The sequence below is a fragment of the Peptostreptococcus russellii genome, from assembly GCF_900110295.1.
GTDB lineage: Bacteria > Bacillota > Clostridia > Peptostreptococcales > Peptostreptococcaceae > Peptostreptococcus > Peptostreptococcus russellii_A.
Genome location: NZ_FODF01000008.1, coordinates 22,941 through 35,788, shown reverse-complemented (window position 1 = coordinate 35,788; position 12,848 = coordinate 22,941). Strand labels below are relative to the sequence as shown.

Annotated in this window: 12 protein-coding genes; 5 read left to right on the top strand and 7 right to left on the bottom strand. The window is 31.7% G+C overall.

Annotated elements, in window-relative coordinates:
- Positions 1-45 precede the first annotated feature (45 nt).
- The 6 genes from BMY82_RS05960 to BMY82_RS05935 all read right to left on the bottom strand — a co-directional run bounded on the left by BMY82_RS05960 (position 46) and on the right by BMY82_RS05935 (position 5,769).
- A complete protein-coding gene (locus BMY82_RS05960) occupies positions 46-921 on the bottom strand; it encodes a MurR/RpiR family transcriptional regulator (RefSeq protein ID WP_091975647.1) in 876 nt (291 codons plus the stop codon).
- Positions 922-1,119: 198 nt separating this feature from the next.
- Complete coding sequence (locus BMY82_RS05955; protein ID WP_091975646.1) at positions 1,120-1,692, bottom strand: tRNA 5-(aminomethyl)-2-thiouridylate-methyltransferase MnmM; 573 nt, start codon at positions 1,690-1,692, stop codon at positions 1,120-1,122.
- A gap of 9 nt (positions 1,693-1,701) precedes the next feature.
- Positions 1,702-2,418, bottom strand: coding sequence for a pseudouridine synthase (locus BMY82_RS05950; protein WP_091975645.1), 717 nt, complete (start codon positions 2,416-2,418; stop codon positions 1,702-1,704).
- Positions 2,419-2,495: 77 nt separating this feature from the next.
- On the bottom strand, positions 2,496-3,242 hold the full coding sequence (locus BMY82_RS05945) for a tetratricopeptide repeat protein (protein ID WP_091975644.1): 747 nt from the start codon (positions 3,240-3,242) through the stop codon (positions 2,496-2,498).
- Positions 3,243-3,487: 245 nt separating this feature from the next.
- A complete protein-coding gene (gltA, locus tag BMY82_RS05940) occupies positions 3,488-4,876 on the bottom strand; it encodes an NADPH-dependent glutamate synthase (protein WP_091975643.1) in 1,389 nt (462 codons plus the stop codon).
- Positions 4,876-5,769, bottom strand: a complete 894-nt coding sequence (locus BMY82_RS05935; RefSeq protein WP_091975642.1) for a sulfide/dihydroorotate dehydrogenase-like FAD/NAD-binding protein — start codon at positions 5,767-5,769, stop codon at positions 4,876-4,878. The genes gltA and BMY82_RS05935 overlap by 1 nt, the downstream gene beginning before the upstream one ends.
- A gap of 832 nt (positions 5,770-6,601) precedes the next feature.
- Here BMY82_RS05935 and BMY82_RS05930 point away from each other — a divergent pair.
- The 5 genes from BMY82_RS05930 to BMY82_RS05910 all read left to right on the top strand — a co-directional run bounded on the left by BMY82_RS05930 (position 6,602) and on the right by BMY82_RS05910 (position 12,157).
- Positions 6,602-7,468, top strand: coding sequence for a sulfurtransferase (locus BMY82_RS05930; protein ID WP_091975641.1), 867 nt, complete (start codon positions 6,602-6,604; stop codon positions 7,466-7,468).
- Positions 7,469-7,676: 208 nt separating this feature from the next.
- A complete protein-coding gene (locus tag BMY82_RS05925; protein WP_091975640.1) occupies positions 7,677-8,801 on the top strand; it encodes an efflux RND transporter periplasmic adaptor subunit in 1,125 nt (374 codons plus the stop codon).
- Positions 8,802-8,827: 26 nt separating this feature from the next.
- Positions 8,828-9,502: an ABC transporter ATP-binding protein gene (locus BMY82_RS05920; RefSeq protein WP_091975639.1), complete on the top strand. Its 675-nt coding sequence runs from the start codon at positions 8,828-8,830 to the stop codon at positions 9,500-9,502.
- 3 nt (positions 9,503-9,505) lie between these two features.
- A complete protein-coding gene (locus BMY82_RS05915; RefSeq protein ID WP_091975638.1) occupies positions 9,506-10,765 on the top strand; it encodes an ABC transporter permease in 1,260 nt (419 codons plus the stop codon).
- A gap of 120 nt (positions 10,766-10,885) precedes the next feature.
- Positions 10,886-12,157 (top strand): dihydroorotase, encoded by a 1,272-nt coding sequence (locus BMY82_RS05910; protein ID WP_091975637.1) that lies wholly within the window; start codon positions 10,886-10,888, stop codon positions 12,155-12,157.
- Positions 12,158-12,251: 94 nt separating this feature from the next.
- Here BMY82_RS05910 and BMY82_RS05905 read toward each other — a convergent pair whose 3' ends face one another.
- On the bottom strand, positions 12,252-12,767 hold the full coding sequence (locus tag BMY82_RS05905) for a rubredoxin-like domain-containing protein (RefSeq protein WP_091975636.1): 516 nt from the start codon (positions 12,765-12,767) through the stop codon (positions 12,252-12,254).
- Positions 12,768-12,848 lie beyond the last annotated feature (81 nt).

Sequence of the window (12,848 nt, the reverse complement as noted above, 5' to 3'; positions counted from 1 at the left end):
AGTAAAGTAACCTAATATGAAGTATCATACCAGGTTACTGTTTTCCTATTCATATATCTCAAATTTTTCCCAAATAGCTTCTAATTGATTGAAGTATGACATTATATCTTCCTTCTCTCTCATTGCTACTCCTATAACCAAAGCATTTGCTACGCTAAATGCAGGTACAAGAGAGTCTACAAAGGAAACCATATTGTTTCTAACTGTCACAACTACATCTGATATTTTAGCAGTTGGGGCATTATTGCTATCTGTAAGAGCAATAACCTTTGCACCTCTATTTTTTGCGAATCTGGCAACCTGAATAGTTTTTCTTGAATATCTCGGGAAGCTAATTGCTATCAAAACATCTCCCGGTCCAAGTTTCATCATCTGTTCAATAGGTTCACCCATATCCATTCTTATAATTACTACGTCATCAAGGATATAGTTCAAATAGTAACCCAAATACTTGGCTACATAAATAGAACTTCTAAGACCCATTACATATACCTTTTTTGCAGAAATCATAAGGTTTATTGCATCTTCATATGATTTCTGTTCAAGACTATCCATCGTTTCTTTTATGTTGTCTATATCTGTCTTTAAAACATTTTCCAGAATTTTAGAATCTGATGAATAATCTCTATTTGCCATTTCAACTCTTTCAACAGTTGTTAATTTAGTTTTTATCAATTCTTGAAGAGCGTCTTGGAATTTGGGATATCCTGAAAAACCAAGTGCGTTAGCGAATCTTACAACAGTAGATTCACTCACTCCAACAGTTTCGCCAAGCTTTGATGCAGTCATAAACGCAACCTTGGGGTAGTTTTCCATAGTATATCTGGCAAGTAATTTCTGGCCCTTGCTCATTGTTTTATACTTTTCGTTCATTATGGCCATTAATCCATCTTTTTCATTTATATTTACATCTTCATTCATAATAAGTCTCCTCGTACGTATACTACTTAATATTACTACTACATTATAACTCATGATGCCTATAATTTCAATCTTTTAACTGTATCAATAGCTTTTTTTATTTAAAATACCTTATTTTATTTTTTATTGATATTTTTTTTACAATTTTATAACTTGAATATACTTTTTTACATATAACTAGCTCTCAACTAGCTCTATTTATTTAATATGTCTTCTTTCAATTAAAATCATTTTAGGAGGATTATTAACTTGATTAATAAACTCAATTTTCATTACGTTAAACTCCCTTTGATTAATGTTTTTTGTGTACTCTAAAATCTTTAAATACTCATCCATTCCACCTTCATGACCTAGATATGCAGAAATTACTATAACTCCCTCTTCTTTGAGTATTTTTTTTAGTTTTTCTATAGATTCTATAGTGCTACTGGCTCTTGTAATAAGACTGTGATCAGCCTTGGGAAGATATCCTAAATTAAAGACTGCAAGATCAATTTTTTCATTAACATATCTATCTATATTTTCATGACCATCATGTATTAATTTAAAATTGTCTAAGTCTTTATTTTTTGAAAGTCTTTTTTGGGTATTATCTATGGCTATTTTCTGAATATCAAATCCATATACAAAACCTTCTTTTCCAACTTTTTTCAAAATAAACTCTATATCATTTCCATTACCTACAGTTGCATCTACCGCTCTATCACCATATTTAAGTTTTTCCGACACAATCATTTTAAAAATACTGTTGACATTATTAAATATTTCCATTTTACTCCCCTAACAATTTTTTAAATACTTCAATTCACTTTCTGTGAGTTTTCTGTACTTACCAACCTCTATTCCCTTAACATTTATCTTACCCAAAGCGACTCTCTTAAGATTCATTACTGGATGATCAATTGCTTCAAACATCTTTCTTACCTGTCTATTATGACCTTCATGTATTACAGCCTTACATACAGAATAGTTTTTTTCTTTATTTATTTTCATAACTTTTAATTCAGCATTTGCTGTTACATAATTCTCTATTGCCAAGCCACTTTCAAAGCGTTTTATTTCACTTTCATTAGGTATGCCTCTTACTGAAGCTATATATGTCTTTTTAAATTCATGACTTGGATGAGTCAACTTATATGTAAGATCCCCATCATTTGTCATTAAAAGTAGTCCACTTGTTTCATAGTCAAGTCTACCTACTGGATACACACGTTCTTTGACGCCAGAGATTAGATCCATAACGCTCGGTCTGTCGAATTGTTCTTTAGCTGTTGTAATATATCCAGCGGGTTTGTTTAAAAGTATGTAGACTTTCTTTTCATCTTCTACACTTATTCTTTGACCATCAAATTCAACCAAATCATTTTCAATATCTACTTGATATGACAATTCTTTCATAACCGAACCATTGACTTTAATTCTACCTTCTTCTATATATTCTTCTGCTTTTCTTCTTGATGCAACACCTGATCTTGCTATAAATTTATTTATTCTCATTTTTTCTCCTAACAAAAAGCTATTTCTTGTCGAAATAGCTTTCTAAAATACAATTCAATTTTTAAAGAGCTATTTGATTAATTACCAGCTCCCTGTGTTTGTCCTTGACCTTGCGACTGACTTTGATGAGTCCCACCAGTATTTGGTGTTGTTTGTCCCTGATTGCTTCCAGTATTAGACTGATTGCCAGTAGCTGTATTATTTTGCCCTTGAGCAGATCCACTTCCAGTATAATTCTGATTGTTGTTACCATTGTTATTGTAATTATTTCCAGAATTACTCTGTGTTCCGCCTACATCGGATTTATCATTACTTTCTTTAGTATCATATTGCTTATATCCATAGTCATATTTTCTTTGACTATATATGCCAGAATTATATGTTGTCCCACTTCTATAATTATTTTTATTTTCTTCTGCTGACTTTTTAGCATTTTCTTTTCTTGTTATAGTAGCTCTGTTTTGATTCTTTAAAGACTCTTGAGCTTTTGCAAGCATTTCTTCAGCCTGACTTCTAACCTTGGCAGAACCTGAATTATCATTTAAAAGATCTTGCAATTCCTTGATTTCCTGCTCATAGTCTTTTCTATCATTACACTTTTTTGCCTTTTTTAACTTCATGGCCTGGTAGTACATTCCCCTCGCCTCTGAATTCGATTCATCCTCATCTAAAACCTTTGATAAATTTGTCATAGCCTTATCATACTCGCCATTTTCAATGAACTTTCTAGCCCCTGTCATAAGCTCACTTGATTCAGTAAAGCCACAGCCTGAAAGTGTTATAGCGCATACTAAAACTATAACCGAAAAAATTTTCCTATTCATATTAACCTCCTATAAAGGTGTATATTCTAAAAGTAAAATATAAATCCATTATTTACCTTTTTATTATATCATATGACTTTAAATCAAGCAAACAATTAAAAAATGCTATTTTTTCCTTAGTCTTTTAATATCGTAATTAAACAAATACCTAATAATTGCCCAATTGCGATATTAAAAGAATTTTTATTAAGGGGGCAAAACGCCCCCTTAAAAATATACTATATACTTATATTATTGTTATAGTTTTATAAATATTTTTCTCTTAAATACTTATCCATAGCAGCAGCTGCTGTTCTACCTGCTCCCATAGCTGATATAACTGTTGCTGCACCTGTAACTGTATCTCCACCAGCATATACACCTTCTAATGAAGTTAATCCATCTTCATCAGCAACGATGCATCTTCTCTTATTGATATCAAGACCATCTGTAGTAGATGCTATTAGTGGGTTTGGCTTTGTACCCAATGACATTATTACCATGTCAACATCTAGATCAAAGTCAGAACCTTCTATTTCAACTGGTCTTCTTCTTCCAGAAGCATCAGGTTCACCTAATTCCATTCTCACACAAGTCATTCCGCAAACATTTCCATTTTCGTCAACGTGTATTTCTTTAGGATTTGTTAAAAGGTCAAACTGGATTCCTTCTTCTTTAGCGTGATGAACTTCTTCAACTCTAGCTGGAAGTTCTTCTTCACTTCTTCTATATACTATATGAGATTCAGCACCAAGACGTAGAGCAGTTCTTGCTGCATCCATTGCAACGTTTCCTCCACCTACTACTGCTACCTTATTTCCTACTCTAATAGGAGTATCGTAGTCATCTCTATATGCTTTCATAAGGTTTACTCTTGTTAAGAATTCATTTGCAGATAAAACTCCATTAGCATTTTCTCCTGGTATCCCCATAAATGATGGTAAACCTGCACCAGAACCTATAAACACTGCCTTAAAGCCTTCATCTTCAAACATTTCTTCTATAGTAATAGTTCTACCTACAACTACATTTGTTTCTATCTTTACTCCTAAATCCTTGATTGAGTTTACTTCATAATCAACTACTTCTGATTTAGGTAGTCTGAATTCTGGTATTCCGTATGTTAAAACTCCACCTGCCTTATGGAAAGCTTCGAAGATAGTAACATCATATCCTAGCTTGGCAAGGTCTCCTGCACAAGCTAGTCCTGATGGTCCAGAACCTATTATTGCAACTTTTATTCCGTTCTTTTCTATATTTCCACTTAAATCTATTTTATGTTTTCTTGACCAGTCAGCTACAAATCTTTCAAGCTTACCAATTGATACTGGTTCACCCTTTATTCCAAGAACACACTTACCTTCACACTGAGATTCCTGTGGGCACACACGACCGCAAACAGCTGGCAGTGAACTACTCTTTGCTATTATTTTAGCAGCTTCTTCAAAATTACCATTTTTTACTTCATTGATAAAATCAGGTATATTTATACTTACAGGACATCCTTGTACACATCTTGGATTCTTGCAGTTAAGACATCTTTGTGCTTCCTGCATAGCTTCCTCTTCATTATATCCATAACAAACTTCTTCAAAATTTGTTGCTCTTACCTTTGGATCTTGTTCTCTTACTGGTACTTTTGTCTTTGATGCCATTAGTGAGCACCTCCTATCTTACAATCAGGACTAGAATGTGTCTTTCCATCCTGCTTTCTTAATGCTTTTCTTCCTTCTTCAGTTTTAAACATTCTCTGTCTGCTCATAGCTTCATCAAAGTCTACTTTCCATCCATCAAATTCTGGACCGTCTACGCAAGCAAACTTGATTTCATCACCTATTCTAACACGACAAGCACCGCACATTCCTGTACCGTCAACCATTATAGTGTTTAAACTTACTGTTGTAGGTATATTAAGCTTCTTAGTTGCCATACAAGCGAACTTCATCATTATCATAGGACCGATAACGATTGCTTCATCATATTCCTTCCCTTGATTCTGTACTAAGTCATCTAATAACATAGTTACATTTCCATGGAATCCGTAAGTTCCATCATCAGTACACATATAAACATTTTTAGCTACAGTTCTCATCTTATCTTCAAAGATAACGATATCCTTACTTCTAGCACCTATTATAACATCTACATCTACACCGTGTTCATGCATCCACTTAACCTGTGGATAAACTGGAGCAGCTCCTACACCACCAGCGATAAAGATTATTTTCTTTTTCTTTAGTTCTTCAACATCTTCGTGAATAAAATCACTTGGTTGTCCTAGCGGTCCAACAAAATCTGCTACACTTTCTCCTACTTCAAGCTTGCTTAACTTCTTGCTTGAATCACCTACAACCTGGAATACAATACTAACTGTACCTCTTTCCAAGTCGTAATCTGCAATTGTTAATGGAATTCTTTCGCCCTTTTCGTCGATAATAACAATAATGAACTGACCTGGATTTGCTGACTTAGCAACTCTAGGAGCTTCAATGTCCATTAAGTAAACAACTTCATTAAGTTGCTTCTTTTCAACTATCTTATAGCTCATCACTATATCCCCCTTGTACCTTATTACAATAAAATAATATAATCACACTACTTCAGAATGGCCGTAATTTTGATATCATTATATCAATGAATAGAAATATTAATCATTTGATTTTTTAAACACTACTAAAATAATATGATTGGTATTATTATACACCAAATCGAAAGTAATTTATAGATATTTATTAAATTATTTTTAAAAAAATTCTAATTTTCTCTAAGTTTTGCGAAAGATTTTTTTAAAGTTCCTTTTTTTAAAAAAAGTAAAATATCTTTATTTTTTATTTTACTTTATTTAATTATTCTATATTAAAGCATGTTTCTATTTTAAAAAACTATTATCAAAAAAGATAGTCAAAAAATAAACACTATCTTTTTCTTATTTTTTTATTTTTATTTTATTTGTTTTGTTTAAAAAAACTTTTTGTTTATTACTCGCATTTATGAAAGACTTGCTATCACTTGCAAAAACTGTTTTCTTAACAACATTTACCACTTAAATATTTACAAACTAATTTTATTTACTATATATAAAATGAAGATAAAAACCTCTCTATTTTTGTTAGTTTTAATACTTTTTTAAAAACCTACATTATAATAATATACTACGCTCTTCCAAATGTACATATACATGAATTTAGCCTTGTGGTATACTTATTATAATATCTTGTGATATACTTATTATAATATAATATAAAAAATCTTCCTTTATATACCGTAATATTTATACCGTAATATTTGTATTTTAAAAGTACTATGATTTACTCTATTATATGTGTATTTAGGAGCTTGAATTTTATATTATATGATATTTATACAAGGAGTGATTAAACATGAAGAGACTAATTAATGTAAATGAACTTTTCGATATTGTTAATTCTGGCAAAGATTATATTATTTTGGATTGTAGATTCGATTTGATGGACAAAAATTATGGTCCTGATTCATATAAAAAGGGGCACATTAAGGGAGCCTATTTGATTGACTTAGAAAATCAACTTGCAGATCCTAAAATGAAGCATGGCGGGAGACATCCTTTTAAAAACCACAAGGATTTAAAGGAAATTTTAGAAAGTTTTGCTATTACAAATGATACAATTGTAATAGCTTATGATGATGGAGATATGCAGGGAGCTGCTAGACTTGTTTTTCAGCTTAATAATTTAGGGCTTTATAATGTTTATGCCCTAGATGGTGGTTTGCTATCATATAAAAATCATGGTGGCAAAGTTGAAAATAAAATAAACACAGCTAATTTTGAAAAAAGTAAACTAGATATAAATATAGATAATAGTTTTATTGTAGATATGGATTATGTAAAATCAAAGCTTTATGATGAAAATACCGTTTTGATAGATTCAAGAGCAAAAAATAGATATTTAGGCCTTGAAGAACCTGTCGATAATGTGGCAGGACATATCCCTAGTGCTAAATCATACTTTTTTATGGATGTTTTAGATACTGAAAAAATGTCTGATTCAAACTTTAAATCTTCTTTCAAATCTGTTGAATCATTAAAGGATCACTTTTCAGATATAGAAGCTGATAAGGAGATTATAGTATACTGTGGATCAGGAATATCTCTTATGGTCAATGCACTAGCTCTTGATATAATAGATAGACCTTATAAAATCTACCCTGGTAGCTTCTCAGACTGGATAAGTTATGAAGAAAATAAGATAGAAACAAAAGATGAATAACTCGATTTAAAGCACAAAATATTATATTTTGTGCTTTAAAAAAGTTTTTCTTTCTAAAAAATATTTTTTGGTATTTATTCTAACTATTTTATCCATTTCATTAAATATTATTGCAATTATTCTTATTTTAATGTAAAATTAAGTTATGTTTATATTGAAATTTAGATGTTTTTGAGTAAAGTCAAAAATTAACATATAGGAGGTTGGCATGTCTTTTAAGGAAAAGATTAATAATGGTTTAAGTAAAATTAAATCTGACAAAAAAATACAAATTTATTTGGGTATCGCTATAGTTGCAGTTATTGTAATTGTGGCAAGCGGAATTGTAATAAGCAATAAACAGCATGAAGAAGAACAAAATGCTATACACACTTACACAATCCCAGAGAACGAAAAAATATTTATTAATGGTCTTATAGTACCAAAGCAAAGCAAGGATATAATGGGTCCTGCAAATGGAGTCACTCCTGATATTAGAGTTAGTAACGGTCAAAGTGTTAAAAAAGATGACGTGCTATATATAGTAAAAGATGAAGCTGCTATAGAAGAAATAGCAAGCATCAAAACTCAGCTTAAAAACTTAATATCTGAGAAAAAGGGACTTAAATCAGATGACCCAGCTATAACTGCTATAAACGGACAGATTGCTACACTAAATACCAGTCTTTCTGCTGCTAATGCTAAGGCTTATACAAAGGTCAAAGCACCGTTTGATGGAAAGGTATATTTAAATAATAACCAGAATCAAACATCGGATTCAAATATTCTCATGACAGTTCAAACTACTGATTATGTAATGAACGGTCAAATAAGCGAACAAGATTTATCAAAAATAAAAAATGATATGACTGCTGATATAACTATCCTTTCAACTGGAGACACTGTAAAAGGAAGAGTAAGTTATATATCAGATAGACCTATTGCCTCTTCTGCTCCACAAGCAAGTGCTGCTGGCGGAGATGCAAATTCTTCTGAATCAATTTCTTTCTACAACATAGTATTCTCTCTTGATACTCAAGAAGGTATAGTTGATGGATATCATGCACAGTCAGTAATAGAAGTAAATACAGATAAACATAAGGTCCCTTCAGAAGCAATTATTAATGATGGTAATGAAGTCTATGTATTTGTGGAAACAGAAGGTTATTTAAAGAAAGTTAATGTTGAAATACTTTCAGAAAGTGGACAATACGCTATAGTTACAGGCGATTTAAAGCAAGATGATGTTATCGTTAAAAACCCTACTAAAAAAATGAAAGATGGAGACCCTATCCCCCAGCAAGGAGATAAGGACAAATCCAAAGACTCTTCTAAAGAAAAGTCCGATAATTAATGGACACACATAAGAGGGTAAACAATATGCAGATTATTTTAGATAATGTGAATAAATATTATAAAGTAGGGAAAGAAAAAATTCATGTGCTAAAAGATTTAAATTTAAAAGTTGAGTATGGAGAATTTCTTATGATAATGGGTAAGTCTGGAAGTGGTAAAACTACCATGCTTAACATTTTAGGTTTTCTCGACAAGCTTGATAGCGGAAAGTATTACTTTGACGGCAAAGATATTAGTAACTTAAGTGAAAATAAGAGATCTGAGTATAGAGCTCATTATGCTGGTTTTGTTTTTCAGCAGTTTAATCTTATAGACACACTTACAGTTGCTGAAAATATAGAAATACCTCTTATCTACTCTGGTATGAAAGATAAGAATAAAAGAATGGAATTAGTTAATAAGCGTTTAGAAGAGGTCGGCTTGAAAGAAAAGGCTAATAGCTACCCTAACCATCTATCTGGTGGTCAGCAGCAAAGAATAGCAATAGCTCGTGCCTTAGTAAACAATCCAGAGATTATATTTGCAGATGAGCCTACAGGTGCTCTCGACAGTGAAACTGGCGAAAATATTATGGCCTTACTTACTGAGTTGAATAAAAATGGTACTACTATTATCATGGTTACTCATGACCATGATATGACAAAGTATGCTACAAGGGTTGTTTCTCTAAAAGACGGCTGTTTTGTAAAGGGGGTTTAATTTATGGTTGCATTAATAAAAAATTCCCTTGCAAATTTAAAGGGTCACAAATTAAGACTTGTGATAGCATTTATATGGATAATAATTGGTATTACTTCTGTTGTATTCGTAAGTGCTGTTGGTAATGGTATGTCTGCTCTATTTAAGAGTACGTTCCAAACTATAGCACCAAGAACTGAGATATTTTATTTTGAACCTAGTGACAAGCAATTAGGTGCTAATCAGGTTCTTTTAGCTCCTTTTCTGAGATCTGATGTTCAGGAAATCAGCTCTATTGAGGGAGTTGAAAAGGTTGAGGCTTCTAAGAAATTTCCGGAGCTTATGCCTGGTTCAACAGAAAACTCTTATTCATCTGGAGTTTCTTTTTTCGATAAGTCTACTAATACAGCTATAAAAACACCTGAAGGTGCACATTATAAGATTATAAAGGGACGTGCCCTAAATGAAAGTGATGCAGGACAAAGAGTTATCGTGCTTACCAGTGATGCTGCTAAAGACTTATTTGAATCAGATGAAGACAAACAAGATCCCATCGGAAAGGGTGTAACAGTTTCTAACTTAACTTTTGAAGTTGTTGGAATTTCTGACTCAAATGTAACCTATGATAAGGTCGATAAAAAATTCAAGAAATCTGGACCTTTCGATGTAGAAGAACCTTTTTCTGTTATACCTCAAGAGGCATATGATATTTTAACAGGTGCTAATGTGAAAAGTGGTGCTATAAATACTATGGTAGTAACTGTTAAAGAAGGTCACAACATGAATAAAGTTGCTGATTCTGTAAAGGAAACTCTTAATGAGTTGCATCCAGGAATAAATGGTGAATATAAGATGCAAGATCAAAGCACAATTCAGAAGTCTACTGAAGCTTTTACAAAGGGAATCGATAAATTTGTAAAAGTCATAACTGTAGTTGCTATGATTGTAGGTGGAGTCGGAATAATGAATATAATGTATGTTTCAGTAATGGAAAGAAATAAGGAAATAGGTATAAGAAGAGCTTTAGGTGCTAAACCAAAAACTATACTATTCCAATTCCTTATAGAATCTGTGTTCATTACTTCTATTGGTGGTATTTTAGGTGTAATAGTTGGATATGCTGTTACAATCTATTCAAGAGGAATAATGCCATTTAAACCTATACCTAGTTTCAACAGCTTTGTTTATGCAGTAGTCACAATAATACTAACAGGTATTATTTTTGGACTAGTTCCTGCATACAAAGCATCAAAAGTTGATCCTATAAAAATTATATATAAGTAAAAACTTAAAAGATTAATTCATATGAATTAATCTTTTTTTTATAGAAATTCAAATACTTTGATACAAAAACACTATAATAAAAAGAAAGGAGATTAGAGTACTAAAGTACTCTACTGGAAAATGAAAAATTCACTTTTAATAAGAAATGGACGAATTATAAATCCAGCCAATTCAATGGATGTAATTTCTGATCTATTGATTATAGACGGAAAAATAAAGAAAATAGAAAAAAATATGATAAATGATAAAAATATTGAGGAAATAGATGCTTCAGGGTATATAGTTTCTCCTGGTCTAATAGATATTCATGTACATTTTAGAGATCCAGGTTTTACTCATAAAGAAGATATTTTATCTGGAGCTAAAGCTGCAGCTGCAGGTGGATATACTTCAGTAATATTGATGGCGAATACAAATCCTAAAATAGATTCAGTCGACTCTTTGAAATATGTACAAGAAAAAGCAAAATCAGCTTGTATCAATGTCTTTCAGGAAGCTGCTCTTACATATGATTTCAAAGAAGAGTTAGTAGATATGAAAACACTATTTGAAAATGGGGCTGCAGGCTTTACTAATGATGGTGTCCCTGTAATGAACACTTCCCTACTTAGAGATGCAATGCTTGAAGCTAAAAAATTAGGTGCAATTATCGCTCTTCACGAAGAGGATAACAAGCTAATTTCTTGCCACGGTATTAACGATGGCAAGGTATCAGAAGCAATGGGGCTTGCAGGTGCACCTAGAGTATCTGAAGACGTAATGGTTGCTAGAGACTGTATGCTTGCTTTGGAAACTGGAGCTACTATAGATATTCAACATATCAGTTCTAAGAATTCTGTTGAAATAATTAAACAAATTAAATTAATGGGGGGTAATATTATTGCAGAAGTAACTCCACATCACTTTACACTTACTGAAGATGCTATTTTGGAACATGGAACTCTTGCTAAAATGAATCCACCTTTAAGAACAGAAAGCGACAGACAAAGAATCATACATGGATTAAAGGAAAATACAATTGAAATAATAGCAACTGATCATGCTCCACATGCTGATTATGAAAAAAATGTTGAGTTTAAAAAAGCGCCTAGTGGAATAATAGGACTTGAAACAGCACTAGCTCTTACAATAAGTGAACTGGTAAAGAAAGATCATCTTACTATTATGGAGGCGTTGGAAAAATTAACAATAAATCCTTCAAAATATTACAAACTCAATAGAGGTGATATTTCAGAAGGAAATATTGCAGACATTTGTATATTTAATCCCGATGAGAAATTCCAGGTTAAAAACTTTAAATCAAAGTCTTCCAACTCACCTTTTGTTGGCAAAGAACTTTACGGAAAAGTTAAATATACTATTTGCTCAGGAAAGCTAGTCTATTCTGATTAAAAGTATATTTTAAAAAATATATTTTAATTTTTCAAAAGACCTGCGTAGCAGGTCTTTTGAACCTAATACTATTTATTATTCTAAAATACTATATCTATTTCAATTTTTCTAAAATCTCTATATATCTATTGTTTTCCTTTTCTAAAGTGGCTATATGTTCATCTATTCCATCTTCTTCAAAAGATTTTATCATTTCCGTATTTTTCTCGATTGCTTTTTCAATTTTTCTCTCAAGGTTTTCCTTGTTAGACTCAGTATTAAATTCCAAGAATTCACCAAGCATCATAGCAGCTACAGAAGATTCATCTAATAAATTTCTTGCTACTTCTGAAAAAATCTCAGATTCTTCTTTTGATTCTTCCTTTGCTTGTTTTGACATAGATAGTGAAACAGCTGCCAACTCAGTAAGATAATCAAACTTCTGTCTTAAAAGTTTAACAGTATTATTTCCTGCATCATCCAACATTTCAATATATCCACTATTTTCTGAGCTAGAAGAGTCCTCCATTTCATAAAATACTTCAGCATCGAATCCACAAACAGGACATGTAGTTGGTGCTTCATCACCTATATGTATATAACCACATTCCTTACACTTAAATCTTTTCATCTTTACCTCCTTTTAACCGTTCGCAATAGTCTTATATTATATAAGAATACCCCTTTATTATATTTTTATACAAATTAAATT